The sequence below is a fragment of the Desulfovibrio sp. GTC20076 genome, assembly GCF_055385905.1.
Genome location: NZ_AP039366.1, coordinates 1,598,531 through 1,624,077 on the forward strand (window position 1 = coordinate 1,598,531; position 25,547 = coordinate 1,624,077).

Genomic DNA, 25,547 nt, shown 5'->3' on the forward strand with positions numbered 1-25,547 from the left:
TTCTGCCGGGGTATTATATACGTATCAACACAATATCCATGCGTGTATTTGACGCCGGAACTTCGCGCAAACCAGACACGCAGGCCGACGACAAAAACATTGTTTGCAAAACAATATCATATTGAAAGCCTGAGAATTATACGCATGGCCGGAAGCGGCAGCCAGGGTTGCCCCTGTGAAAAGCATTTCGCATCTTTTTGCAGATACGTCCCTGCCTTCAACAGTCATCCAGCCGAAAACGCCGTTTCACCGGATACGCCCATTCTGGCTGTGCTGCAGGCTGGCGAGCCTGCGCCCGGCTGTTTGCGCGGTTCTTGCTGGACCACTGGCATGACTGTTTGCCTGCAAAAACAGTATGTTCAAGGCTGCTGAACGTCTGTTTCGACATATGGCCGCACGGATAATTTACGTTTGCGCAAGTACGTCAGATGTTTGCTCACGCAGCCGCCAGCGCTGTATCAACGCGGAGCTGTTCTAATTGAGCAATCAATCAGCGTCAAAAAACAACAAAGATATTCCCACGCACAGCTTCATGTGCTGCGCTACGGCAGGGTGCGGCCCTTGCCGCGTGGAATCTTGTTACATGATAGTTGCTCAAAAAATACATTTTGACAAGCTAAAAAGGATACCACTTGGGTGGGGAGGAAAAAACCGCAGTTTTTATGGTCAGCGGCCCAATATTTTCAATAAAAAACAGCCCACTACGTGCCGGGTGCCGAAAATCGGAAAGAATGCGCCACATGGTCTGTCTGCCGGGTTTGCGGGCCGCATGCTGCATGTGCCATGAGCACGTGTAGCATGTCTATGCTGGAGCAGTTTGACGTTGAAATCATATGAACGGCTGCGTGGCTTTTCCTGCGCAAACATCTCCGCCTGGCCTGGCACCTCGCCCTTTACTTCACGCCGGCACAGCAACGGAATACCTCGGCAGCCTGACAATCAGCAGCAAAAAGTCCTCATCAGCCCGTTGCTGTGCACGAGCCCCAGGCATAACCAGGGGCGCTTCGAGGGTAACAATTTCAAGGGGAGATTTGATAAAAAACGTGCAGCCAAGGGGCTTGACGGCAGATCCGGAAGGCGCACCAGATCCCGTCCCGACGTCATGACAGCGCAGACGCCGGGACGAGAAAAACCGGAACAATGCTGGTTTGCGGCGATTGAAGCCTGCACGCCCGCACTCCCGGCACAGGGAATAACGCAACCTCAACCAGCATGTGGAAAAACAATAAAAACAAGTAGATTGCCTGGTTACACGGCTGCCGCCGCAGCATGCATCCTGATCAGGACTGAGGATGCATGCCCCAAAACAAGCTGTCTAGTGCCCGGTTATGGCGTATTTTTTCAACTTGTATTGCAGCAGGCTTTTTGAAATTCCCAAATATTCTGCCGCCTTAACCTGAACAAGGTCAGCACGTACCAGCGCACGGCGGATAAGCGCAGCCTCAATTTTTTCCAGCGTATCGGCCAGGTCAAGCTGTACGGGCAGAAGGTCCACAGCACTTTTGAACTGCGACTCTTCATCGCGAATCTCTGCGGGCAGATTATCAACATTGATGACAGTACCGGGTACCAATACCAGACAGCTTTCAACCACATTTTCAAGCTGACGGATATTGCCCGGCCACTCATAGCCCGTTAGGTAGTTGAGAGCCTCGGTGCTGAAGGTTTTTGCAGGCATCGTATTGTCTGTGCAGACTTTATCTACAAAGTGAGCCACAAGCAGCGGGATGTCTTCCCGGCGTTCGCGCAGAGGCGGCAGGGGAATCTGCACCACATTGAGCCGGTAATAGAGGTCATCACGAAACGTGCCCTTTTCCACCATGGCGGCAAGGTCTTTATTGGTGGCGGCCACCACGCGGATGTCCACCTCGATCTCCTCTCCTCCGCCAACGCGCTCAAAGCGCCGCTCCTGAAGCACCCGCAGCAGCTTGACCTGAAGGTCCGGCGTCAGTTCGGCGATTTCATCAAGAAAAAGCGTGCCGCCGTCGGCCTGCTCAAAACGCCCCCGACGCATGGCAACTGCCCCGGTAAAAGATCCTTTTTCATGCCCGAAAAGCTCGCTTTCAAGCACGCCGGGATTGAGCGCCATACAGTTGACCGAAACAAAAGGATTGTCTTTACGCGGGCTTGTATAGTGGATGGCGCGGGCAATCAGCTCTTTGCCCGTACCCGACTCACCTGTGATGAGCACGGTTGACCGGCTGGGAGCGGCGCGCTCGACCATGATAAGCACATCACGTATGGCGCGGCTGCGCCCCACAATCTTGTGGACGCCATAGCGATCTTCCATCACTTCCTGCAACAGTCGGTATTGCCGGTGCGCGCGGGCAAGTTCCACCGCGTTGTGAATGGAAAGCAGCAGTTCATCATTGGAAAACGGCTTGGTAATGTAGTCGAAAGCGCCATACTTCATAAGCTCCACAGCGCTTTCAATGGAGCCGAATGCCGTCATGATAAGCACGGGAATATACGGCCAGCTTTTCTTGACCCGTTCCAGCACCTGACGCCCTGTTACCTTGGGCATCTTCATGTCCGTGACCACCACGTCCACTTCGCTTTCATCCAGAAAGGCCAGTGCCGTTTCTGGATCGCTGATGGCGGTAACGGTGTACCCTTCATCTTCCAGCAGGGTCTGCAGAACAAGAAGGTAGTTTTTTTCGTCGTCAATAATCAGAATATGCGCTTTTTCACTCATGAGACTATTCCTGTACCCCGGCATGGGCTTCGGGCAGCAGCACACGTACAAGAGCGCCGCCTTCCGGGCCGTTTTCCAGTTGGATCACGCCGCCGTGGCTTGTGATAATGGACTGCACAATGGGCAGGCCAAGGCCAGTTCCCCCGTCTTTGGTCGTAAAGAAGGGGTCCAGCAGGTTGGCCAGAACGGAGGCGTCAAAACCGGGACCGGAGTCGAGAAACTCCAGCCGCACATGCCCCTCGCCGTCATGAACTCCACTGATGTGCAGCACGCCCGGGCCGTCCATTGCCTGTTGTCCGTTCACCAGAATATTGTAAAAAGCGCGGTACAGCAAATCCTTGTCGCCATGAACGAAAAGGCCCTCTTCAGTATTGCGTTCCAGCGCCACGTTGCGGCGGCCCATATCACCCTCCAGAAAGCCCAGCACCTGGTCCAGCACAAGGCTTATATCAACCAGGTCCTGCTTGGGTTGCCGGGGGCGGGCATAGTCAAGAAAGTCGTTTACGGTTTGTGAAAGGCGCACAGATTCGTCAAAAATGGCTCCCAGTATACGCCGGGTTCCTGCATCGGCATCGCTGCGGCGTTGCAGCAGCTCGGCGCTGGAGCGGATGATGCCGAGAGGATTTCTGATCTCGTGGGCAATACTGGCGATCACGCGGCCCATGCTCACAAAACGTTCGTTGCTGTGAAGCTGCTTCTCGAGCTGGCGGTTTTTATTCATCCGCTCGGCCAGTACACGCTCCGACCTGTGGATAAGCATGATCAAAAGGCCGAAAAGCACCACCGAAGACATGAGGCACATGATTACAATAATGCCCTGAAACGTCACCACCTGCTCATAGTCGCCCGTAATGTCCTGTGTAAGCTCCAGCGCGCCCATGATGGGGGCATCCTCACCGGGCTTGAGCGATTCACCCCGCAAGGGGTACAGCACACGGAGAACAAAGGTTCCTTCTTCAAGCGGGAGCCTGAAAGGGGCCTGCCATGCCGGTATGGTCGAAATTATTTCAGACTTGGGGGCCGCGCCGTGCAACACCTCGTCCAGATTGGCCGGAGAAAGCCCGGCACGGCCGATTTCTTCCTTGCGGGTGGAATATGCCACAATGCGTGAAAAATCATAGATGCGCAGACGTTCCACAGGCAGACCGTGAATCACGGACTGCACCACCTGATCCAGCCGGTCGTACTGGGCGGGCTGCCGCAAGGAAATGCGCCCGTAGCCGAAAAGCGTGGGCAAGGCAAAGCGCCGGAAAATCTGGCTGTTGAGGTTTTCCACCAGCAGACGGGCGAAACCCTCCTGCCGGGTCAGCAGGGTTTCGCGGGCTGAATTGGAAATGAAGAACGAAAGCACCAGACTGGTGAGCAGAATAATCACCAGCGAAAGCCAGGACAGGGGCCGGGCGTAACTCAGGGGCAACCCCTCGCCGGCATCACCCCGGGAGCCGGCCGTAGAGCCTGTCTGGCCGCAATCCTGGCTGCTGCCCGACGGCATGCCGCGGCCGCTTCCGGCCTGCGCCGCGCCGTCCTGCCCGCTTGCCGTAGCAATGGCATCAGGAGGCGGAGCCTGTTTTTTTCTAAAGAACGTCCACATGCCCTAAAACACCTGCTCCTGCAACGGTACGGCCATAAAACTGTCCAGATCCGTCTGTTCACGCTCATAGCCCGGCGCACCCAGACGGGCGTTGGCAAGACGTTTTCCCAACTCCACGGCGGGCTGATCCAGAGGATTCACCTCCATGAGCCAGCCGGTAAACAGGGTGGCGGCCTCAAGCAGCAGCATGAAAGCCCCGGCAGACCGGGGACCGGTATCTTCCATATCCAGATGAACCAGCGGCACACCGCTCATGCAGAGCGCCATGCGTGTGCCAAGTGCCTCGGCCTCAAGCAGCGCGCCCAAAGGTTTGCCCCGCAGCCATGCCCATTTTTCCGGCAGATCCTGACCAAAAGCCCGGCCCGGCTGCTGTCTCCGGCCGGTAAGGAAAATGCAGCCCTTGTTGCGGCGACCGTCCAGAAACATCTGGTTCACAGAATGCTGGTCCGTAACGCCCGTGGCCGACACAGGCAGAATTCCCTGCCCGTCCTTGCCCAGGCTTTCGGCCCACAGCTGCGCAAACCACGGCCCGAAGGCGGCCCACCGGGGAACGTAGCAGAAAAGGATCAGTTCGCTGTAATCCTGTATTTCCAGCGCCCTGGCCCAGCAGGCAATGGCATAGGAAGGATGCTCACCCACACGGCGCGGTTTTTCCACCAGCGGCTGCGCCGCATGGGCCGCGCCGTCCAGCAACGCCCGCCAGTCAATGCCCAGAAAGGCGGCGGGCAGCAGCCCCACAGCAGAAAGTACGGAATAACGGCCCCCCAGATGGTCCGGCACCTCCAGCGAGGCCAGGCCATAGCTCGAGGCCTCTTGCCGCAGATAACCGGACACGGCGTCTGTAACCACAGTCATGTGCTCGCGCCAGCCCTCGCCAAGGGCGTCCTGAAGCCATTGCCGCACAAGAAAATACTGTGCCAGCGTTTCAATGGTTCCCCCGGACTTGCTGATGCATACCACGGCCGTTTCTGCCGGATGCAGCGCGGCAAGCAGGGCTTCAAACTCTTCAGCGCACACATTGTCGGCAATCCACAGGCTGGAACCGGTGTGCCCCGGCCTGTCCTGCCCCGGGGCAAAGGCTTTCTGCACGGCGCGAGCGCCAAGGGCGGATCCCCCGATGCCCAGCACCAGCATGTGCCTGCAGGGTCGCATACGCTCAAGCACAGGCGGCAGGCCGCTTTCAAGCGAGGCCCGGTACGGCATTGACAGAAAGGGCAAAAGGCCCTGCGTGAGTTCGCGCTCCAGCCGCAGACCCATTTCAGAAGCCCTGGCCTGAAGGGGAGCGGCATCCGCCGTATTCAACCTGTGACTGTAGGCTCTCGACCATTCAAGATAATGGGACATAGGCTTCTCCCTTATACCGCGCCGCCCAGGGGGCAAAAGCGCGGCCTTAAAACGCGCGGAATGCACACACCGCCCTCGGGCAGATGCAGAGCACGTCCGTCACAACAGGCTCAGAGGCTTGGGGGCAAAAAAGCGGCGGCGTACGGCTTTGTAAGTCTGCGGGCGCACACCGAAGCGATAACGCCACAGCACACACGCCTCGCGTGCGGCACAGGCCCGCACTTCTTTACAGTCGCCCGCGCAGAGCATGCATTGCCGCCGGATGGCACGCAGGGCCTGACGGCCCGCCTCGGCCTCCGGCGCTGGGCATGTGCCGTCAGCCAGCAAGGCCAGGCGCCAGTCCCACAAAGGGCAATGCCTGTCGGCGCATGCCCGCACAGCCTTGCCGGAAGCCCCCTGGCACTCAAGGCAAAACTGGCGGATGGCCGTGAGGGGGCCGGTTTTTCCGGCTCCCCGTGCAGCGCGATCTATGGTGGGGGCGCTCAAGCGGTTTCGGCTCCACAGCATTTTTTGTACTTTTTGCCGCTGCCGCAAGGACAGGGATCGTTGCGCCCCACCTTGGGATTTTGCCTGCGGTACGCCTCGGGCCTCAGGGCAACACCATCCACATAAAAGATCTTTTCATCGTGGCGGGCAAAAAAGCTGCGCTCGCCCAGCTGGCGGGGGATGCCCTCCATTTCATAGTAGGCATGAAACTCCACCACATCAAACAGTTCACCGTTTTGTCCGGCCGGCACGTCGCTTTCAGTCCGCCCCACATCCAGACGCAGCCACTGTACGTCCCTGGCCTGTTCCGTAAGCTTTTCCACAGAAATACCCTCCCGGTAATCCGGGTGAGTGCTGTCGACAAGCCACTGGTAACGGCCAAGCACGTAGGCCGAATAGCGCGAACGCATAAGAGTTTCGGCATCGCCGGGCCATGCCGTGCCATCCATATAAGGACCGCAGCACTGATCAAGAGAATGGCCGCTGCCGCAAGGGCATTGCTGTTGCATGAAATCCACCTTGTTTTTAAAGCCCTCAGGGGGCGTATAACCCATAAATATTAACGCATGCCAGTCCGGGCGGCAAGAGCGTACAAGGGCCTGCTGCGCCTTTGGCTTCATAAAACCACAGAAGATTGATGACGATTGGGGCAGACGGAACGCATGGCTGCCGCAAAAACAGCATCCCGGCCCGGATCAGCGGTTGTCGTAGGCACGGGCCGCAGGCGCAGAATGCGCCCACGTGGCAGGCTGCGGCAAACATCGATACCGGTAACCGCGGCAAACACATCAGACACTCAACCGTTTTCTCCGTCGGCCCTGAGCCGCTCCCCCTGCCCCATCAATTCGCCATCAGTGCGTGGCATCAGCAGGCCCATCACGCAGGCATACCGGCTCGCCCATCGCTCTGGTCCACCCCGCTCTTTCAAGCCTGTCCCAGAAAACGCCGTCGATTGTGATTTAAAGCACCTAAAGAACAACATATTGAAATAAAATATTATTTTAACATAACGCCCATAAACATCACGCTGCGCACCTGCAAAAAAACTGACTGTAATACCAGTTTTAAAAAAGGATTCAGACTCAGCCTGCTTGCTTGCCGAAAAAACACAGCAAAAAACTATGCAAGCCATACTGTAAAAAATACATATTAAATACACGTTGATGTAAAACATATTATCACACTATGAATATGCCTGGGCATTCAAACAGCAAAATGTATCTGAAAGCTATATTTTTCAACTGTTAAATCAAAACAGGTGCATTCTTATAAGAGCAGCTTGTGACAGAAATACTATATCTTATTAGTCAACATTTATACTTAACAAGCAACGATAGTTATATATTTTTTGTCACAAAAAATCGAAACCATGTTGACGCAGTATTTTTAATATAATAATCTTTTTGTATGGATTAATTGAGTCAGAAATTACATAATTTAATTGCCCTTTACCAATGCCTCCTGTACAGTGGGGCGTAACCGCGCGTGACGCAAGGGGGTTGTCATGTCGGCATTATCAGAACGTGAATACCTGGCTGAAGAAATTTGCGAACTGTATTCCAAGCTTGCCGGTGATGCGTATGCGGAAGACCTTGCCCGTGCCAGAGATCTGGCGCAGGCAGAAGCACCCCATGACCACTGGCTGCAAACCAACAGGCTGGACTACGAATCTCGCCTGTTTCTTTATCTCAGCGCGGCCTATGCCATGCGGTGTATGAAAAACGAACCCTATAAGTGTGCTGTTTTTATGCGCAACGCGGCTGAAGCTCTCAACAGGGCCAAAGCCTAGCTAAACGCGGAACCAGGGGAAATCCCGAAGCGCGTGCTCGGGATTTCCTTATATATTGTGCCCGGCGCTGGTTGTTTACCGGGGTAACATCACCAGGATTATGTCAGGAAGCAAGGATCCACCATGCGGGAAAAACACATCGGATTCAGAACCATTCTCACCAGCCTCTTGTTTTTGGCTCTCGGCATGGCACTGTCTTCAGGCGTGGCCTTCGGTGAGGAACGTATTCCCTTCACCTACCCGGCCTTCAGCGCCAAGAAGATGCCGCCGGTTTTCTTCACCCATGACCAGCATATCGCCTATCTGGAAGACAAGGGGCAAGACTGCACCGCCTGCCACCAGATGACGGACGACGGGCTGTCAGAGACGTTCTTGAATGTAAGAAACGTCGCTCCCGGCAAGCAGGTGGACTACCTGCATGCCACCTGTACCGAGTGTCATGTCAAGCTTGCCAAAGGCCCCCGCCTTGTAGACTGCCGGGTCTGCCACAGCGAGCGCATCGCATCTGAGTACGCCGCCAAAAAGTAGCCGGTGGCTCACTGCATTAAGGAAGAAAGAACGTTAGGAGGCAGAATCAGATGCTTGACTTTATTACCGGACCCCTGTTTGTCATTTCACTTGTCATTTTTACAGTAGGCATGCTGGCCCGCGTGTTTCTTTACGTGCGCGGCCTGGACTGGCGCCTTGAACGCATCGCCTACCGCTACCACACAGACCGCTCCATTCCGGGTGCCCTGGCGTCCATCTTTAAATGGCTCATCCCCGGCGGCACTGATGGCTGGCGCACGCAGCCCGTGGCCACTACCCTTTTTTTCCTGCTGCACTTCGGCGCTGTGCTGGTGCCGCTTTTTCTGCTGGGTCACACCGTGCTGCTTGAGCGCTATGTGGGCATAAGCCTGCCCTCGCTGCCCGGCACCCTGGCGGACATTCTTTCAGTGCTCAGCCTTGTGGCCATCCTGTTGCTGGCCGCGCGGCGCATGACCTCGCCCGCACTACGGCAGCTGAACAGCCGCGCGGACTGGTTCATTCTGCTTTTGACCTTTTTGCCCTTCGCCACCGGGCTTATGGCCCGCCTGGATACCTCGGCCTACCAGAGCTGGATTGTTCTGCATGTGCTGAGCGGCGAGCTTTTCCTTATTCTGGCCCCCTTTACCAAGCTTTCGCACATCGTGCTCTTTTTCCTGTCGCGTGCCCAGATCGGCATGGACTTCGCCATTAAAAGAGGCGGAGCTACCCGCGGCGGCGCTTTCCCCTGGTAAAACGGGCAACAGTATTATTATTTTCGCCTGATAAGGAGCGAACCATGTCCGAACTGCTTTGCACCCCCACTCCCATCACCACCAAGGAAGGCATCCTCGAGTTGCTGAAGGACAAGGGCGGGGCGCAGTACTACAGCCAAATGAAGGAAATGAAGGTCGACCAGGCAGCACTGGCCCGCGACCTGGAGCAGACCTGCAAATCGCGCACCCGCACGTGGCTCGACATCTGTGCCCACTGCGCCATGTGCGCCGACAGCTGCTTCTTTTACAGAACAAACAATAATGACCCCACACAGATTCCCTCGTACAAGATACAGGCGACCCTGGGCGAGCTCCTGCGCCGCAAGGGCAAGGTCGACGCCGCTTTCATGATCAAATGCATGGACGCCGCCTGGGGCAAATGCACCTGCTGCAACCGCTGCGCCGTTTACTGCCCGCACGGCATCGATACCGGCGTCATGTTCAGCTATCTGCGCGGCATTCTTTTCAAGCACGGCTTCATTCCGTGGGAAATGAAGATCGGCTCCGGCATGCACCGCGTGTACGGCGCACAGATGGACGTGAGCGAAGAAGACTGGCTCGAAACCTGTGAATGGATGGTGGAAGAGCAGCAGGAAGAATGGCCCGACCTCGAAATACCCGTTGAAAAGGAACATGCCGACGTCATGTATGTTCTCAACGCCCGCGAGGTTAAGCACTATCCTGAAGACATTGCCCTGGCGGCCATCCTCTTCCACGTGACCGACACCAACTGGACCGTGCCGCGCGAAGGATGGGAAAATACCTCACTGACAATGTTCGCCGGCGACTGGGAAGGCTGTGCGCAGAACGTCAAGCGTATTTACGCAGCTGTTGAGCGCATCAAGCCCAAAGTGGTTGTAGGTACCGAATGCGGGCATGCCCACCGCGCCACAGTTATTGAAGGCCCATACTGGGCCGGACGCGAGAGCGGTGACCCGCCGGTGCGCTTCATGCACTATGTGGAATGGGTGGCAGAAATGCTGCGCACAGGCAAGATCAAGATAGATCCGGCCAAAAAAATCAAGGTTCCCTGCACACTTCAGGATTCATGCAACTACGTGCGCAACCACGGCCTTGGTATGGCCACCCGCGAAATCATGAGCTATATTGCTGAAGATTTTCGCGAAATGAGTCCCAAAAGCGACCACAATTTCTGTTGCGGCGGGGGCGGCGGCCTCAACGGCATCGGCATTTACCGGCAGGAGCGTAACGTGGCGCTCACCAACAAGCTGGAGCAGATCAAGGCCACCGGCGCCGAAATGGTCATCACGCCCTGCCACAACTGCTGGGACGCCATCCGCGATATGATGGAAGTATATGAAGAGCACAACATCAAGTGGTCTTTCCTCAAGCCGATGCTGGTGGACATGCTGATCATACCGCCGCACATCCGCCATATTGCGCCTGAGTAGACTAAAGTGACAGAACCGCGGTTTATTTGTCCTTTTGCGAATCGCGGTTCTGCCCAAGGGCGCATCATGAACGCCCGTTGGCCGGGCAAGACATCCCGCTTGCCCGGCCAACAATAAAAACCCTTCGCAGCCGGATCGCTGACCACCGGCAACAGAAGAAAACCAGTTCTGCAGGCAGGGTCTTTTTACAGCGCCGCAACCTCAGGCAGTGGCGGCAGAAACGGCCCCCAGCAGCGCCTCACAAGTACAGGACTTGTTCAAAACGGGTATTCCCGTTCCAAAGCACACCGGTCTTGGCCCCACACTGGTGCAGACAATGGCCGGGATATGCCGGGTCTGCGGGTTCCTGCGCAAACGGCTGTACATGATGGTTCCCGACGTGCCCTCCAGTTCCACATCAAAAATGATGCAGTCAGGCTTGAGGCTGCGGACCATGTTCAGACTTTCATCACAATTACCGGCTACGCTCACCTGATAGTCAGATTGACGTAGAGCTTGCGACATCCTGCTTAGATTTTCGGCATCGCTGTCTACCAAGAGAATATGCTTTTGCATTGGGGCCTCCGAGTTCGGATTCTGATCTTCTGTGAACAGGATATTCAGCCTTACGGCGCGTGCCATGCCGTTGCGAAAGCCCCGCGTTCTGGCGGACGGAGCAAAGGGTAACCGCATCAAGGGAGTTGCGCAAAGCCGTGGCGGCTTTATCCCAAACATCCAGAGCGGCTTTGCCCGCCGGAGCTTCGCTGTTGACGCCGGGCAGGGTAATGCCCCCTTCCACTGCGCAGATGATGTCCGCCAGAGTTATGGCTTCGGGGTTGCGGGCAAGCATATGGCCCCCGGCGATGCCCCGTACGCTTTTGATAATTCCCTCAGCCTGCAGCAAGCGCATGATTTTTTGCACAAACTTTTCAGAAATGCCCGTACAGGCCGCCAATTCGGAAGCAGAAGCAGGAATAGCCCGATCTTGTTCAGAAAGGCACAATAGCAGGTGCAGCGCATGACAAGCCATGGTGGAAATACGCATATTTATTCCTTATTTTGCTGGAGGCGATAAAATTTACCATACTTGATACGTCTAATTTAGACTGCTTTACTCATGATTCTTAGCTCAAGCCACTTTGCGCGTCAAGCGGCTTTGCGGCGTTGTGCTCAAACATGCGCCCGGCATAAAATGCTGCCCTTCTGATTGTGTGAAGTCTTTCGCAAGGCTTGAAGCGAGATAAAAAAAGAGATGCAAAAAGTCCTGTTGTGGTGTTATACTGTGCTTTGTTCAAATTATGCTTTGGAAGCTCAAACTTCCAACACAGTGTGATACGGCCATTGGCCGATTTTATATCCCCATTTTATTACTGCGCCGTGGGGGGTTCGCAATGAAGCTTTCAGCCAAAACACGATACGCTGCCCGTATATTGCTCTATCTGGCAAAGAACGGACTTGAGAAACCAGTTTCCTCAAGCATGCTGGCAAGCCAGACCGGTATCAGTTCCCAATTCATTGAACAAATCCTCCGTCAGTTGCGACTGGCGGGGATTACGGGCAGTGTGCGTGGGGCCAAAGGCGGCCACGTACTGCTACGCAAACCCGAAGAACTGACCTTTGGCTGTATTGTAAACCTGATGGAAGGAGGCATCGAATTGAGTGGCTGCCTGGAAAAACCCGGCCACTGTTCACGCTTTGATGCCTGTGAAGTGCGCAAGGCATGGGAAAGCCTGCAATCGACGCTGGACGGAGTTTTTGAATCCATCACCCTGCGCGACCTCATGCACGACGATCATATTTTGCTTTAAAACAGTATATCCAGCAGCGGCGGACGACCCCACGCAATCTGTTCTTTCAGGGGCAGGACTCAACGGTGCGGCGTCCGCCTTATCTGGATTTAGTTCTTTCTGAAAATTTCCGCCCCGCCTCCCCGGCGTGCCACTAGGCCAGGTCACCGGGCCGCCGTTCCCTCCCTGCCTTTCCCAAAGCGCCCTCCCAACTCTACATGCACAAGCAACACAGCAGTGTGGACTTGATCTGCGCAAGGATATTTCCTGTTTCCTGACTGAACTTACTGCCCGCTCCAGTTGTCGAACTGTGTCTGCAATCGTGCGACAAGTGCCTCTGCTTGGTATTTTTCCGGAAAACTGCCGGAAATCGCCGCGAACAACTCTCAGGCAACATAACAGGATGCACGCGCCGCACTGCCAGGCATGCCCTTTTCGCACATACTGTTTTTCTCCGCCGTTCCCGTATAGCCTGAACCTCCTGCCTCCTCTTTCACTGTCTTTTCTCTGTAGTATCCGGCGCTGTTACGCTGCACAAACTCATACTAAACAGATATGTTTAAGCAGATCCCCCCCCAAATTCATGCCGTAGCACTTTTACTGGTGTTTCCGGTTTAGTGAAAAAATATTTTTTTCTTGCCAAAAAAATATTTTTGGGCTTTAAATCTATCTGATTTTCTTAAATAAAATTAAATTAATCTTGATTAATTTTATCGTAATGAATCTATCCGACATCTTTGCATTTTTTTATATTTTAGGTATCAGGAGTGCCACCGGCCATCTTGACTTTATGGTTTAACGTGACCAATTCCTGACAGGGACGGTCTGCCACAGTCATTGGCCCGGTAATTTTTCAGGAGAGGTTGCAGGCAAGCAGACGCATGCCGGGCTGTTAGCGGCGCACCGGCCGGGCCGGGCCCGCCGAACCCATGTTTCAGCGGCATATTGACCCTACGGGAGAAAACGCATGACCATTTTGTTTTACATCTTGGGCTATTTGGCGGTAGCCGGCTTCTTTTGCATGGCGTACTTGAAAATCCGGTCCTATATGGCGGCCAGCCCGCTGCATGTGCGCTGGGAACTCTATCCTGTTCCCCATGAGGGCGCGCAAAAAGCGGCCTACGGCGGCAGTTTTATGGAAGAAAAAGACTGGTGGACCAAGCCGCGCCACATTTCGCACTGGGGCGACATCAAGGGCATTCTGACTGAAGTGCTCTTTCTGCATGCCACCTTTGAACACAACCTGAAGCTGTGGGTCCGCACCTACCCCTTCCACGTGGGCATGTACATGCTCATGGGCGGAACCATCATCGTGCTTTGCGCAGTCATCGCCCAGATATTTGGCCTGAACCCGCAGGGCGGCGTCATGATTTTTGTGGGCAACGTCATCAACGCCGTGGTGCTGGTCGGCGCGCTGTGCATTGTCATCGGCGGCATCGGCCTGATTGAGCGCCGCCGCAACGACGAAGGACTGCGCCGCTACAGTACGCCCGAACATTACTTCAACCTGGGCGTCTTTGTGGCCTTCGGCGTGCTGGGCCTGGCTGCCTGGGCTGTTGCCCCTTCGTATTTCGAACTGGCCCGCACCTTCATCTACAACCTGCTCACCTTCAATTTTGCCCCGCAAACCAGCACGCTTTTCAGCCTGCACCTGCTGCTGGGCTTCTTCCTGCTCATCTGGATTCCCATGACAAACATGGGGCACCTGATCATGAAGTACTTCATGTACCACGACATCCGCTGGGGCGATGAGCCCACCAACTACAGCGAAAAGAACAAGCAGAAGATCCTTGAGGCCCTCAAGTTCAACGTGACCTGGTCGGCCAAGCATATCTCCGGTGATGGAACCCCCAGGACCTGGGTGGATGTTGCCACCACCAACCCCACAGAAAAGAAAGAAGACTAGGGAGTTCAGACATGAAAGACAACCTTCGCTTGACTGACGTTTCCACCGTCGACGGGCAGATGGTCAGCATTGACCTGAAAGAAATCCCCGAACTGGCTGTGGATATGCATACCATGCCCTGGAAGCCCTTTACTGAAGAGCAGAAAGAAAACACAGCCTGTATTCTTGACGAAGTTTGCGTGCTGAACATTCCCAAGCCCAAAAACCGTGAAGAAGAGGAAGAACTGGTCAACAAGTTCCTCGACGGCGTGCGCAAACTGTTCAGCAAGGAAAATAACTGGACCTTCCTGCCCATGCTTGAAACCAGCATGGACAACTGCGTGCAGTGCAACTCCTGTTCTGATGCCTGCCATCTCTACGAGATGTCGGGCGAAAACGAAATGTACCGCCCCAACTTCCGTTCTGAAATCTTCCGCCGCATCTACAAGCAGTATGTAAAAAAAGAGCCTCTGGCAAAATGGCGCTACGGCGACATGAACCTGAACTGGAAAACCGTGGCCCGCCTGGGCGAACTGGCCTACCGCTGCAACCTTTGCCGCCGCTGCGCCCAGACCTGCCCCATCGGTGTGGACAATGGCCTGATGGCCCGCGAAATCCGCAAGGTCTTCAGCCAGGAATTGGGCATATATCCCCGCGAACTGCACGAGCGCGGAACCATGAACCACATGAAGGCCGGCTCTTCCACGGGCATGACGCCCGAAGTGGTAAAAGAAAACGTGGAGTTCATTGACGAGGACTACGCGGAAATCACCGGCGTGGGCATTCATACGCCCTTTGACGTGCAGGGCGCGGATATCATGCTGCTGCACAATGCCGGCGAAATCATGGCCTGGCCTGAAAACATCGCGTCCTTCTCGCTCATCTTCCAGGAAGCCGGCCTGTCGTGGACGCTTTCCAGCAAGGCCCTTGCCTATGACGGCGTGAACTACGGCGTGTTTTACGACGATGCCCAGACCGCCCGCATCGCCCTGCAGCACATGATGGCCGCCAAGGAGCTGGGCGTCAAAAAAATCGTCATCGGCGAATGCGGCCATGCCCACAAGGCGCTCACCGTCATCGCCGACCGTGTAATCCCCTTTGAATATCAGGTCCCGCGGGAAAGCTGTTATGTTACCCTGCGCGACATCGTCATGAGCGGCCGCCTCAAGCTGGACCCCTCGCGCAACGACTTCCCCGTGACCCTGCACGACCCCTGCAACGTGGTGCGCCTTATGGGCATTGTGGAGCCTCAGCGTGAAATCCTGCGTAAAATTGCGCCCCAGTTCCGCGAAATGCCCTGCCACGGCGTAGACAACTACTGCTGCGGCGGCGGTTCCGGCTTTGCCATCATGACCCGCAACAACATCGAACAATGGCGCGGCAACATCTCCGGCCGCAAAAAGATGTGGCAGATCAGCGAAGCCTTCAAGGATTGCCTTGGCCCCGAAACCCGCAAATACATCTGCGCCCCCTGCTCCAACTGCAAGGGCCAGATCCGCGAAATTCTTGAGCACAACGACCTGTACACCAAGAACAACTTCGCCTACGGCGGCCTGGTGGAACTTATCGTTAACGCCATGACCAATGTGAATCCCGGCTTCATTGAATTTGAAGGCGCAGGCGAAGAAGAATAGCCTTATGGATCCTCGCGGACGCGGCCTCGCCGCGTCCGCTGCGGTTGAGGGACGGCCGTCGCACTGGGGCAGTTTACCCTTTATTTTGCCTTGGCGGCTGTGCGGACAGGCGTCTGCCGCTGAAGCGTAAATGCATTTTGTTGACCTGATAAAAAATGTTGAAGGGAACGCCTGGCAAGCCTTGAGGATATGTACCCTCAAAGCCGGTCTGCTCCAGACATCTGAAAAGCCTGTTATGAAGAGAGGTTCTTTTATTCAAAAGAACCTCTCTTTTCTTAATGTGCACACGTTGGCTGCGATGAAGCTGCGCAAACAGGGCAAATAGAAAATGCGGTATATTCTGCCGCGTTTTTTGTACCGCCGGCCGAACCGCCCTGCTCCTTGCAGAATTCATTCAATTTTTTCACTTGCTTTTGCAAGTACTGCCCTATAACCTTATTAGTAGATTTTATGATAAAGCGGGCTTGAGTATAGCCCCTTCTCTGCCCGGTGCAGCTTTTGCACCCCCTCCTCACAGCTCACTTCCAACCTAGCAAGCGTTGAGGTAACTATGGCACGTCTTGAAACAACCGCCGAGGTTCTGCGCAGCAAAGGCGTCAGCCGCCGGGACTTCATGAAGTTCTGCGCGCTCACAGCCGTTGCAATGGGGCTTGGCCCCGGCGCGGACCTGGCTATTGCCCAGGCCCTTTCCACCAAACCCCGTCTTCCGGTACTCTGGATCAATGGTCTTTCCTGCTCCTGCTGTACCGAATCCTTCCTGCGCACGGCCCACCCCCTGGCGGCCGACATTATTCTTTCAATGATTGCCCTGGACTATCAGGACACCATCATGGCAGCTGCCGGCGAACAGGCCAATGCCTGCTACGAGCAGGCCATTGAAAGGTACAAGGGCCAGTACATCCTGGCTGTGGAAGGCAACGTGCCCCTGAATGAACAGGGCATGTACTGCATTGACGGCGGCAAACCCTTTTATGAAAAGCTCAAGCGCGGCGTGGAGCATGCCAAGGCCGTGGTCGCCTGGGGCACCTGTGCCTCCTGGGGCTGCGTGCAGGCGGCTTCGCCCAATCCCACTGCGGCCACCCCCCTGCACAAGCTTTTCCCCAACAAACCGCAGATCAAGGTTCCCGGCTGTCCGGCCATTCCCGAGGTCATGAGTTCCATCCTGACCTACATCATCACCTATGACCGCCTGCCGAGCCTTGATGCACAAGGGCGGCCCGAAATGTTCTACGGCGTGCGCGTACACGACCAGTGCTACCGCCGTGCCCACTTTGACGCGGGCCAGTTTGTAGAATCGTGGGACGACGAAGGCGCGCGCTCCGGCCTGTGCCTGTACAAGATGGGCTGCAAAGGCCCCACCACCTACAATGCCTGCCCCTCCACCCGCTGGAACAACGGCGTTTCCTTTCCCATCCAGTCCGGGCATGGCTGCATTGGCTGCTCGGAACAGAACTTCTGGGATCAGCAGTCCTTTTACGACCGCATCACCACCATCCCGCATATGGGAACCAACTCCACGGCTGAAAGCGTGGGGGTGGCCGCAGTGGCGGGCGTGGCCGCCGGTGTGGCTATTCACGGCGCGGCCAGCATGGTCCGTCATGCCTGCGACAAGAAGAAAGCCCCGGAAGCTAACGAAGACACCAGCAAGAGCTAAGGAACGCACCCATGTCCTATGAATACAAGACACAAGGATATACTGTTGTTGACGCGGGCCGCCGCCTCGTTGTGGACCCCGTGACCCGCATTGAAGGTCATCTGCGCTGCGAAGTGAATATCAACGACGACAACGTGATCACCAACGCCGTATCCTGCGGCACCATTTTTCGCGGCATAGAAATCATCCTCAAAGGACGCGACCCCCGCGATGCCTGGGCCTTTACCGAGCGCATCTGCGGTGTATGCACCGGTACGCATGCCCTGGCCTCGGTGCATGCCGTGGAAAACGCCCTGGGCATTGATATTCCCGACAATGCCAACATCATCCGTAACCTCATGCAGCTCTGCCTTATGTACCACGACCACCTCGTGCACCTGTACCACCTCACGGGGCTGGACTGGGTGGACGTGGTTTCGGCCTCCAAGGCCGACCCCAAGGCAACGTCCGAACTGGCACAAAAACTGTCGCCCTGGCCCAACTCTTCGCCGGGCTACTTCAAGTCGGTCAAAGACAAGCTGCTCAAGCTCATCAATTCCAACCAGCTTGGCATATTCACCAACGGCTACTGGGGACACCCCGCCTACAAGCTCTCGCCCGAAGCCAACCTTATGGTGGTCGCCCACTATATCGAGGCTCTGGATTTCCAGAAAGACGTGGTGCACATCCACACCATCTTCGGCGGCAAAAACCCCCATCCCAACTGGCTGGTGGGGGGCGTGCCCTGCTCGCTCAACATTGACGGCGTGGGCGCGGCCGATGTCATCAATCAGGAACGCCTGGACTTCGTGCTTCAGGTTATCGAGCGCTGCCGTACCTTTGCCCAGCAGGTGGTTATTCCGGACACGCTCGCTCTGGCCGGCTTTTACGGCGACTGGCTCAACATCGGCGGCGGCCTGTCCAAACTCTCGGTGCTGGCCTATGGCGGCATTCCCGACATTGCCAACGACTATACCGAAAACAGCCTGCTCATGCCTCCCGGGGCCATCATCAACGGCAACTTCAACGAAGTGCTGCCCGTGAGTCTGACCAATCCCGAAGAAATCCAGGAAACCGTCAACCATTCCTGGTACAAGCCCTACCCCGCCGGAAAAACCGGCCTGCACCCCTGGGAGGGCATCACCGAACCGCACTACAATCCCGGCCCCAATATCAAGGGTACCCCCACAGACCTCAAGCAGGTGGACGAACGGGACCGTTACTCCTGGCTCAAGACCCCCCTGTGGCGCGGGCACCAGATGGAAGTCGGCCCCCTGGCCCGCATGCTCATCGGCTACGCCCGTAAAAATGACGACATCAAGGGCCTTGTGGACGACTTCCTGGGGCGCGCAGGCGGCGTGCCTGTTACGGTGCTGCAATCCACACTGGGGCGCATAGCCGCCCGCTCTCTGGAACTGGCATGGGCTGCTGAAAAAATGCGCTATTTTTACGATCGCCTTATCACCAACCTCAAGAACGGAGTCCGCGCCACAGCCAACACCACCAAGTGGAAGCCCGAATCCTGGCCCACCGGCGAGTTGCGGGGCGTGGGCTTTACCGAAGCGCCGCGCGGCGCTCTCGGTCACTGGGTTAAAATCAGGGACAGAAAAATCGAAAGCTACCAGTGCGTGGTCCCCACCACCTGGAACGGCGCACCGCGCAGCCCCGACGGCCAACTGAGCGCTTACGAGGCCTCGCTGATGAATACCCGCATGGCCATACCCGAACAGCCCCTGGAAATCCTGCGCACCCTGCACAGCTTTGACCCCTGCCTTGCCTGCTCGACCCACATTATTGGCCCCGACGGCAAGGACCTGCTCACTGTGCGCATGGACCGAGGCATGTAGCTCCGGCCCCGCTGACGCCCGGCGCGTAAGCGCCCCAAGCGTAGGAGAACGATATGAGCGATACAAGACAAAGCACGCCCGAAGTACCCATGGGCAAAAGCATCTATGTGTACCAGTTGCCCATACGCATCTGGCACTGGGTCATGGTAGCCTGTGTAAGCGTGCTCATCATTACCGGTTACATCATAGGCAAACCCTGGCTGTCCGTAGCCGGTACGTCAGCCTATGACACCTTTTATATGGGCTACACCCGCATGGCACATTTCATCGCGGGCTTTATTCTTATCATCTCCACAGTATTGCGCTACCTTTACGGCATTATCGGCAACCGCTACTCGCGTGAGCTGATCATTCTGCCCGTCTGGAGCAAAGCCTGGTGGAACGACCTGTGGCACGACATCCGCTGGTATCTCTTTCTCGATAAAGAGCCACGCGCCCATGTGGGGCACAACCCTCTGGCCCAGGCAGGCATGGCTGTGGGCATGGTTTTCATGCTCGTGATCATGCTTACCGGCCTCGGCATGTATGCCGAGAGCAGCAGCCTGGCTTTCTTCAAGCCGTTCCGCTTTGTGCTGGACTTCGCCTACTGGATAGGCGGCAACGGCCAGGAACTGCGCAGCCTGCACAGACTGGGCATGCTTCTTCTGGTCACCTTTGTAACCGTACATATATACATGGTTATTCGTGAAGAAATCATGGGCAAGACCACTCTGGTTTCCACCATGTTCAGCGGTTACAGAGAGCGGCGTAAAACCTAGAGCATTTTAACCTTGAAAAAATGTAAATGCTCCAACTCTGCATAAGAATGCAGCGCGGCGCAACGCGACGTGGATTCTGCCAAAAATCCCACTTTTCGGCAGAATGACAACGTTGAAATGTAAAACATTTCAACGTTAATCTGCCCCAGGACCGCATCAGACGCAACAACAGGGCGGCTTCACTGCAGTGGGGCCGCCTTCTGCTTGCAGGCCCGGCCTGCCTACAAAAACAGGATATCTCATGGAAGCGGTAATTATCATCGGCCTCGGCAATATTCTTTACGGCGACGAAGGCTACGGCGTCAGGCTGGCGCAAAATCTCTATTCCCGCTGGGATTTTCCCGGCAATGTAGAAGTGGTGGACGGCGGCACACAAGGCCAGACGCTGCTGACCTATGTGGAACGCGCGGACAGGCTGCTGGTACTGGATGCAGTGGACTTTGGCCTTGAACCGGGGGAGATGGTGCTGCGTGAACAGATGCCCGCCTATCTTACCGCACAAAAAATCGGACCGCACCAGAACAGTTTTTCCGAGGTCCTTGGTCTGGCGACCCTGCGCGGCAACATGCCGGGGCACTGTGCGCTTATCGGCGTGCAGCCCGCGGCCATGACCCTGGGCGCGGCGCTTTCCCCGGCGGTGGCCTGCTGCATGGACAAAGGAGAGGCCATGGCGCTGGACGTTTTGCGCCAATGGGGCGTGAACCCCGCGCGGCGCGATGAACCCCGTCATTTATCCGCATCTGCGCTGGATGCCCTGCTGCTGGGGGAACTGTGAGCGGTTCAAACCTGTGGGGGGCCTTTTGCAAAAGGTTCCCCACACACACCAAAAACCGGTATCAGGTTTCACTCAGTTGCAAAAATTTTCCTGCCCCGAGGTGGAGGCAGCAGAAGCCATACCTTCCGGGCATAAGCGGTCTCAAAGATAATCTGCACCAGATTCAAGAACCAAAATCTCACAGCAGCACCCAAACGCAATCATGCAAAAGCGGCCCGGTTTTTAAAAACCGGGCCGCTCATTTGCCGTATGGGCAATAAAACTCTACATGGGGCGTTCAGCCAGCCCTGCATTACGCTCAATAAGTGATACGGCGCGGGCGATACGACGGCCCTCAGTGGATTCTCTGGAAAGTTCACGCTCAAGCGAAGTAATGCCCTTAATGACGGTAGAATGACGGCGGTTGAATTTTTCGCCGATTTCTTCCAGGGTCATTTCCGTATGCTTGCGAGCCAGATAAAATGCCGTGTTGCGCCCGACCACGCATTCCTTGCGGCGTGAGCGCGAAGACAGCTGGCGCTCGTTAAGACCGTAACTTTCACAAACAAGGCGCAGGATCGTGGAAAAATCAGGACCGCAGGCCACGTCAGCGTACTGGCTCAGAACTTCCATGGCCAGATCGACATTCAGGCCGCAGTTCAGCAGGCGGGCCTTGAAGATAAGGCTGTTAAGGCAGGACTCCATCTGACGCACGTCGCCCGTCAGGCGGCTGGCGAGCAGGTCACAGACCGATTCGGGCAAAAGCACCTGAAATGTTCTGGCCTTGCGCCCAAGAATGTCACAGCGCATATCCTTGGTGGGTCGGCCCATGTCGGTCAGAATGCCGGAACAGAAATGCGACACAAGCTGGCTGTCCACTTTCTGCAGTTCGCGCGGTGAAAACGAAGAGGTAAAAATGGCGCGCCCGCCTTTGGCCTGAAGGCTTTTAACAACAGCCAGGGCCATATCCTGCATTTTTTCCTTACCCTGGAAAAAGTGCACGTCTTCCATCAGGAGCACATCAAGTTCGCGAAAGCGGGCCTTAAAGCCTTCAATGTCCTGCGCCCGCAAGGCCGTGACGAAACGCGAGGCAAATTCTTCGGCCGTAAGATAGCCCACGCGGGCATTGGTGCCTTCTTCGCTGATGGCGCGCCCCACGGCCTGGGCCAGATGTGTTTTGCCCAGCCCCGAGCTGGAATTGACAAAAAGGGTGCGCACACAGCCACAACTGCGACTCACATCCTGCGCGGCGGCAACAGCCATATTGTTGGTGGGTCCTACCACAAAATCGGCAAAGGAATATCGCCAATTCTGCGTATCACGGTACACGGCCACAGACGGAAGCGGCAGCGATGCCTGACGCGGCGCCCGGGCCGGCGCCATAAAAGACGCAACGGCAGAAGGCGCGGAAGCTGAAACATCAGCTCTATCGGCAGGTTTTTTTTGCATACTACTTTGTTTTTCTTCAACAATCTCTGCGTCTGCACTTTGCTCTGCTGCCTCGATACGTACATCGACCTGCTCCGGCTCAAGGCCAAGAACAGGCGCGGCAGCCTCACGCAGTGAGGCAAGCATCATGCTTTCCAGCCTGCCGGCCACGTAGGCATTGGGCGCCACAAGGTGCAGCCCGCCTTCATGAACACTGGCGTGCAGAGGAGCAATCCAGACCTTGAAAAGTCCGGATTTAAGCATTTTTTTGAGATTTTCAGAAATTTCAGCCCATTTATCTCGCATGACGCCTTGTAGCCCAAAATCCGGGCGGCGGGCAATTGATGAATAAAGGCTGTTTGGGGCGGAGGCGGCTTTTGCTTTCCCCAATTGCCATTCCTGTTAATTGTCAGAAATGTTTTATTTTTTTCTATTTGACAGCCTGTGTGGCCGCCCTGAAAAGCCTTAGCCCGTAAGGTGCATAATAATAGCCTTTGGTATATGCACAAAACAGCAACATTTTATCCACAAATCTAAAACAGATTTACTCTGTTTTTCTCATGTATTCTCCATTTTTTATCCATGCACGCCAAAAGTTCCGAACTATAAGGCCGCATTGATTGTCAAGGGGGAAAAAAGATTTTTTCCCTTTTTTCTCTCATGCGCAAATCCGGCTGTGCAAGGCAAACACGGCTAAGCAACCACAGGAATCACGCCACGCAGATTCGCAGCCGGACGATCATTACACCTGCGTGCGCCGCCGCAGCCGCCGCCCCTGCCCATGTGCTTCATACGGGGAATAATCCGATCCTGTAGAAAACTGTTTACAAGGCCCGCCAAAAGCATAAACGCCCCACAGACCAGCTTCTTCATCAACGCCCCGGCAAACAGCCTTACAGGCGCGCCTTGCCAACAGCAAAGAGCCTCCCGGGACAATCCCGGGAGGCTCTTGATCTTTGCGCCTCAAACAGCGCTGTTGCATCCGTGGCTTTCATCGCCGTACAGGGGCGGCTTGCGTCGCAGCAAGTAGTGCCTTCAGCCAGAGCAACAATCGACCAGAACTCTGCATCTGCGCAGGAAACATTCACCACAAAGGCGCAAACGAACTGGTTGTGCTGTTAAACGCCGTAGCGAACGTTGCAAAAATCTCGAGAATCATGTTCTCAAGATAACGTGCTCTAGAAGCCGTAACGCAGGCCGATCATAAATTCATTGTTGTAGGGACGGTTGCCCACTTCGTACTTGATGCCGTTCACGGTGGAGCTGACTTCGTTATAGCCGAGGCCCACGAAGCGGTACGAAGCGTCAAGGGTGAAGCTTTCGTTGATGTCGTAAGACACACCGGCGCCCAGGTTCCAGGCAAAGTTGGTGAAGCGGTCGTCAGCTTCAAACTTGTTGCCGTTGTTGTCCTTGAAGGTGTAGCCGGTGTAGTTGAAAGCCAGGCCGATACCACCGCCCACATAAGGGGTAAGGGCGCTATCGTTGCGGAAGTCCCAGAACAGGTTGGCGAACAGGGTGGAGTTGTTCCAGACGCCCTTGACATCACGCAGGTTCGAGCCGCCGTCGCTCCAGCTTTTTTCGCTGTTGCCGCGCAGGGCGAATTCGATTTCAGCGCGCAGGGGCAGCATCTGCTGGGGCCAGAAGTCATAGCCCAGGGCCATAGCGCCGCCAAGGGTGAACTGGTTGTAGTTGTCGACCCCGCTACCGGCCAGACCACTGGAACGTTCCATCTGTCCGGTGCTCTGGATGCTCATAAGGAATTTGGGGGCCAGGTACATGCCGGTGCCTTCGGCAGCGGCCAGCCCGGGAAGGGCAAGCGAAAGGGCAAGCGCCATAGCGACTATAAAACGTTTCATGACAGTCCTCCTAGTACTTTCCCTCATTTTTTTGCGAGGGCAGCCTCAAATCTGGTTTATTAGCTAGAAAATGTCAATAAATTTTCTATAAATCCTCTCAAGTATACGCGCATATCAAGGCTTTGCGCCCTGACGCAAGGCCGCCAGGCGCACCCGTTTCACAGAAAATTTTATAGGCAGAACATTGAAAACCGTCAGGAAAGAAATACAAATAGCAAATAAAAAGGCCTGTTGCGAGAAACAGGCCCAAAATCCGCAGCAGGCGGGCGGCGTTACCCAGATATCCGGCAACAAAGAGTACACTGTCCCGTGGGACAGGACGCAACAACATTTACTGCGGAAAGCCGGACTGTTTTTTTACCATAAGCCAGGTCTGTATGGGCAGGCGTTTTTCCGTCCAGTGCGCCTTGTACCCCATGCGGGGACCCGTAACCGGCCCCATGTCGTAGCGTGTGGCATGTTCTTCGCACAGCCAGGCGACCTGTTCAAGCTGCAGCAGATTACCTATACCGGCATCTTTCCAGTTGCGGTCATAACTGAACTGTTGTCCACGGTATATGCCGCCTGCCATGCCGCCAAAAATAAAACCCACATCCCTGTCCTCATGCCGGGCAAACATGACGCGCGCGGCGCGCGCCGGGGCCAGACGCCGCAACATGGCTGCATAAAAACTGCGGGCAGGCTCTTCGGTCATGCCGCATTGTCCCTGGCCCTTCCAGCTTTCTTCTTCCACGGCCAACATGCGGGCAAGCACGGCCACCGCCTCGTCCTCCGCAGCCGGAACATGTCGCTCGTAGACGATGCCCCGTTCTCGGGCACGCCTGCTGCCCTTGGCAAGCTTGGCTCTGTGATTGGCGGAGCGCCGTGACAAAAAGCCATCCAGGCCGCCATCCAGAGAGGCCGCGCACTGCACTGTTTCCGAGTGCATGAAGAAATCAAAGCTACGGCCAAAGACCTGCAGGAGACGGCGGGGCATTGCGCCGCCCGGCTGCAGACCGCTGATGACAATACGCGGAAAATATGGATGGTACATCGCAGCCAGATCGCTCATGGCGCGGGCCAGCATATCCACGGCGTGGGGTCCCAGCAGAGGCGAACTGAAAAACCACAGCGTGTCTATGGGAGTCAGCAGTACCGATTCTGCGGAAAAAACCTGCTCCGCCAGCACCAGCACGCTGTCCACAACACGTCCCGGTTCATACCACACCATAAGCTGCCGTTCGGGAGCAAAAACTTCATGAAAGGAAAGCTGCCAGGCCGGCAGACAGCAAAAAGGATCTGCCTGCCCTGAATACAGGGCGGCCCGCTGCCAGCCCTCATGATTTTCAAGTTCGTGAAACGCAAGCTTTTTCATCTGACGCGCATAGGGTGTCTGCAAGGCTGCCTCTC

The 25,547-nt window shown here is 55.8% G+C and carries 23 protein-coding genes; 12 read left to right on the plus strand and 11 right to left on the minus strand.

Features of this window, described 5'->3' with window-relative positions:
- Positions 1-1,315 precede the first annotated feature (1,315 nt).
- The 6 genes from ACZ495_RS07020 to ACZ495_RS07045 form a co-directional block, all read right to left on the minus strand.
- Positions 1,316-2,695, minus strand: a complete 1,380-nt coding sequence (locus ACZ495_RS07020; protein WP_012624485.1) for a sigma-54-dependent transcriptional regulator — start codon at positions 2,693-2,695, stop codon at positions 1,316-1,318.
- 4 nt (positions 2,696-2,699) lie between these two features.
- A complete protein-coding gene (locus ACZ495_RS07025; protein ID WP_012624484.1) occupies positions 2,700-4,286 on the minus strand; it encodes a sensor histidine kinase in 1,587 nt (528 codons plus the stop codon).
- A gap of 3 nt (positions 4,287-4,289) precedes the next feature.
- Complete coding sequence (locus ACZ495_RS07030) at positions 4,290-5,630, minus strand: glucose-6-phosphate isomerase (RefSeq protein ID WP_464262880.1); 1,341 nt, start codon at positions 5,628-5,630, stop codon at positions 4,290-4,292.
- Between the two features lie 99 nt (positions 5,631-5,729).
- A complete protein-coding gene (locus tag ACZ495_RS07035) occupies positions 5,730-6,116 on the minus strand; it encodes a hypothetical protein (RefSeq protein WP_012624482.1) in 387 nt (128 codons plus the stop codon).
- Positions 6,113-6,625, minus strand: coding sequence for a YchJ family protein (locus ACZ495_RS07040; protein WP_012624481.1), 513 nt, complete (start codon positions 6,623-6,625; stop codon positions 6,113-6,115). Before ACZ495_RS07040 ends, ACZ495_RS07035 begins: the two co-directional genes overlap by 4 nt.
- Positions 6,626-6,912: 287 nt before the next feature.
- Entirely contained in the window at positions 6,913-7,290 is a 378-nt protein-coding gene (locus tag ACZ495_RS07045) for a hypothetical protein (protein WP_394026073.1), read from the minus strand.
- A gap of 330 nt (positions 7,291-7,620) precedes the next feature.
- Here ACZ495_RS07045 and ACZ495_RS07050 point away from each other — a divergent pair, with 330 nt between their 5' ends.
- From ACZ495_RS07050 to hmcF, 4 genes are all read left to right on the plus strand, one after another.
- A complete protein-coding gene (locus tag ACZ495_RS07050; protein ID WP_012624480.1) occupies positions 7,621-7,905 on the plus strand; it encodes a hypothetical protein in 285 nt (94 codons plus the stop codon).
- Positions 7,906-8,028: 123 nt separating this feature from the next.
- Entirely contained in the window at positions 8,029-8,433 is a 405-nt protein-coding gene (locus ACZ495_RS07055; protein WP_012624479.1) for a cytochrome c3 family protein, read from the plus strand.
- A gap of 50 nt (positions 8,434-8,483) precedes the next feature.
- Positions 8,484-9,164: a sulfate respiration complex protein HmcE gene (hmcE, locus tag ACZ495_RS07060; RefSeq protein WP_012624478.1), complete on the plus strand. Its 681-nt coding sequence runs from the start codon at positions 8,484-8,486 to the stop codon at positions 9,162-9,164.
- A 44-nt stretch (positions 9,165-9,208) separates the two neighbouring features.
- Positions 9,209-10,597 carry a sulfate respiration complex iron-sulfur protein HmcF gene (gene hmcF / locus ACZ495_RS07065; RefSeq protein WP_012624477.1) on the plus strand — a complete coding sequence of 463 codons (1,389 nt, stop codon included), beginning with the start codon at positions 9,209-9,211 and terminating at the stop codon, positions 10,595-10,597.
- A gap of 201 nt (positions 10,598-10,798) precedes the next feature.
- On the opposite strand, the gene ACZ495_RS07070 is transcribed toward hmcF, so the two are convergent.
- Positions 10,799-11,101 carry a response regulator gene (locus ACZ495_RS07070; RefSeq protein ID WP_256233643.1) on the minus strand — a complete coding sequence of 101 codons (303 nt, stop codon included), beginning with the start codon at positions 11,099-11,101 and terminating at the stop codon, positions 10,799-10,801.
- Positions 11,076-11,621, minus strand: a complete 546-nt coding sequence (locus tag ACZ495_RS07075; protein ID WP_012624475.1) for an RrF2 family transcriptional regulator — start codon at positions 11,619-11,621, stop codon at positions 11,076-11,078. The genes ACZ495_RS07070 and ACZ495_RS07075 overlap by 26 nt, the downstream gene beginning before the upstream one ends.
- Positions 11,622-11,967: 346 nt before the next feature.
- Between ACZ495_RS07075 and ACZ495_RS07080 the strand changes: the two genes are divergently transcribed.
- The 8 genes from ACZ495_RS07080 (at position 11,968) to ACZ495_RS07115 (ending at position 20,895) form a co-directional block, all read left to right on the plus strand.
- Positions 11,968-12,384 carry an RrF2 family transcriptional regulator gene (locus ACZ495_RS07080; protein ID WP_012624474.1) on the plus strand — a complete coding sequence of 139 codons (417 nt, stop codon included), beginning with the start codon at positions 11,968-11,970 and terminating at the stop codon, positions 12,382-12,384.
- A 946-nt stretch (positions 12,385-13,330) separates the two neighbouring features.
- Positions 13,331-14,269 (plus strand): respiratory nitrate reductase subunit gamma, encoded by a 939-nt coding sequence (locus ACZ495_RS07085; RefSeq protein WP_012624473.1) that lies wholly within the window; start codon positions 13,331-13,333, stop codon positions 14,267-14,269.
- A gap of 11 nt (positions 14,270-14,280) precedes the next feature.
- Complete coding sequence (locus ACZ495_RS07090) at positions 14,281-15,882, plus strand: (Fe-S)-binding protein (RefSeq protein ID WP_012624472.1); 1,602 nt, start codon at positions 14,281-14,283, stop codon at positions 15,880-15,882.
- Between the two features lie 130 nt (positions 15,883-16,012).
- Entirely contained in the window at positions 16,013-16,207 is a 195-nt protein-coding gene (locus ACZ495_RS07095) for a hypothetical protein (RefSeq protein WP_464261974.1), read from the plus strand.
- 225 nt (positions 16,208-16,432) lie between these two features.
- The gene (locus ACZ495_RS07100) at positions 16,433-17,536 is read left to right on the plus strand and encodes a hydrogenase small subunit (protein WP_012624470.1); all 1,104 of its coding nucleotides are present in this window, start codon (positions 16,433-16,435) and stop codon (positions 17,534-17,536) included.
- An 11-nt stretch (positions 17,537-17,547) separates the two neighbouring features.
- Positions 17,548-19,362, plus strand: a complete 1,815-nt coding sequence (locus ACZ495_RS07105; RefSeq protein WP_012624469.1) for a nickel-dependent hydrogenase large subunit — start codon at positions 17,548-17,550, stop codon at positions 19,360-19,362.
- Positions 19,363-19,415: 53 nt separating this feature from the next.
- Positions 19,416-20,120, plus strand: coding sequence for a Ni/Fe-hydrogenase, b-type cytochrome subunit (gene cybH, locus ACZ495_RS07110; protein WP_012624468.1), 705 nt, complete (start codon positions 19,416-19,418; stop codon positions 20,118-20,120).
- 241 nt (positions 20,121-20,361) lie between these two features.
- Positions 20,362-20,895: a hydrogenase maturation protease gene (locus ACZ495_RS07115; protein WP_012624467.1), complete on the plus strand. Its 534-nt coding sequence runs from the start codon at positions 20,362-20,364 to the stop codon at positions 20,893-20,895.
- A gap of 264 nt (positions 20,896-21,159) precedes the next feature.
- On the opposite strand, the gene ACZ495_RS07120 is transcribed toward ACZ495_RS07115, so the two are convergent.
- From ACZ495_RS07120 to ACZ495_RS07130, 3 genes are all read right to left on the minus strand, one after another.
- A complete protein-coding gene (locus ACZ495_RS07120; RefSeq protein ID WP_012624466.1) occupies positions 21,160-22,608 on the minus strand; it encodes a DnaA ATPase domain-containing protein in 1,449 nt (482 codons plus the stop codon).
- A gap of 872 nt (positions 22,609-23,480) precedes the next feature.
- Positions 23,481-24,158, minus strand: a complete 678-nt coding sequence (locus ACZ495_RS07125) for an outer membrane protein (RefSeq protein ID WP_012624465.1) — start codon at positions 24,156-24,158, stop codon at positions 23,481-23,483.
- Positions 24,159-24,489: 331 nt separating this feature from the next.
- On the minus strand, positions 24,490-25,536 hold the full coding sequence (locus ACZ495_RS07130) for a GNAT family N-acetyltransferase (protein WP_012624464.1): 1,047 nt from the start codon (positions 25,534-25,536) through the stop codon (positions 24,490-24,492).
- Positions 25,537-25,547: the final 11 nt, after the last annotated feature.

Excerpts from the sequence above, each read along its gene's own strand:
- ACZ495_RS07040 (WP_012624481.1), bottom strand. The coding sequence starts at position 6,625 with ATGCAACAGCAATGCCCTTGCGGCAGCGGCCATTCTCTTGATCAGTGC.
- ACZ495_RS07090 (WP_012624472.1), top strand. The coding sequence starts at position 14,281 with ATGAAAGACAACCTTCGCTTGACTGACGTTTCCACCGTCGACGGGCAG.
- ACZ495_RS07085 (WP_012624473.1), top strand. The coding sequence starts at position 13,331 with ATGACCATTTTGTTTTACATCTTGGGCTATTTGGCGGTAGCCGGCTTC.
- ACZ495_RS07125 (WP_012624465.1), bottom strand. The coding sequence starts at position 24,158 with ATGAAACGTTTTATAGTCGCTATGGCGCTTGCCCTTTCGCTTGCCCTT.
- ACZ495_RS07055 (WP_012624479.1), top strand. The coding sequence starts at position 8,029 with ATGCGGGAAAAACACATCGGATTCAGAACCATTCTCACCAGCCTCTTG.
- ACZ495_RS07080 (WP_012624474.1), top strand. The coding sequence starts at position 11,968 with ATGAAGCTTTCAGCCAAAACACGATACGCTGCCCGTATATTGCTCTAT.
- cybH (WP_012624468.1), top strand. The coding sequence starts at position 19,416 with ATGAGCGATACAAGACAAAGCACGCCCGAAGTACCCATGGGCAAAAGC.
- ACZ495_RS07095 (WP_464261974.1), top strand. The coding sequence starts at position 16,013 with ATGCATTTTGTTGACCTGATAAAAAATGTTGAAGGGAACGCCTGGCAA.
- ACZ495_RS07115 (WP_012624467.1), top strand. The coding sequence starts at position 20,362 with ATGGAAGCGGTAATTATCATCGGCCTCGGCAATATTCTTTACGGCGAC.
- ACZ495_RS07045 (WP_394026073.1), bottom strand. The coding sequence starts at position 7,290 with ATGTTTTACATCAACGTGTATTTAATATGTATTTTTTACAGTATGGCT.
- ACZ495_RS07030 (WP_464262880.1), bottom strand. The coding sequence starts at position 5,630 with ATGTCCCATTATCTTGAATGGTCGAGAGCCTACAGTCACAGGTTGAAT.
- ACZ495_RS07120 (WP_012624466.1), bottom strand. The coding sequence starts at position 22,608 with ATGCGAGATAAATGGGCTGAAATTTCTGAAAATCTCAAAAAAATGCTT.
- ACZ495_RS07025 (WP_012624484.1), bottom strand. The coding sequence starts at position 4,286 with ATGTGGACGTTCTTTAGAAAAAAACAGGCTCCGCCTCCTGATGCCATT.
- ACZ495_RS07020 (WP_012624485.1), bottom strand. The coding sequence starts at position 2,695 with ATGAGTGAAAAAGCGCATATTCTGATTATTGACGACGAAAAAAACTAC.
- ACZ495_RS07075 (WP_012624475.1), bottom strand. The coding sequence starts at position 11,621 with ATGCGTATTTCCACCATGGCTTGTCATGCGCTGCACCTGCTATTGTGC.
- ACZ495_RS07070 (WP_256233643.1), bottom strand. The coding sequence starts at position 11,101 with ATGTCGCAAGCTCTACGTCAATCTGACTATCAGGTGAGCGTAGCCGGT.
- ACZ495_RS07100 (WP_012624470.1), top strand. The coding sequence starts at position 16,433 with ATGGCACGTCTTGAAACAACCGCCGAGGTTCTGCGCAGCAAAGGCGTC.
- ACZ495_RS07105 (WP_012624469.1), top strand. The coding sequence starts at position 17,548 with ATGTCCTATGAATACAAGACACAAGGATATACTGTTGTTGACGCGGGC.
- hmcE (WP_012624478.1), top strand. The coding sequence starts at position 8,484 with ATGCTTGACTTTATTACCGGACCCCTGTTTGTCATTTCACTTGTCATT.
- hmcF (WP_012624477.1), top strand. The coding sequence starts at position 9,209 with ATGTCCGAACTGCTTTGCACCCCCACTCCCATCACCACCAAGGAAGGC.
- ACZ495_RS07050 (WP_012624480.1), top strand. The coding sequence starts at position 7,621 with ATGTCGGCATTATCAGAACGTGAATACCTGGCTGAAGAAATTTGCGAA.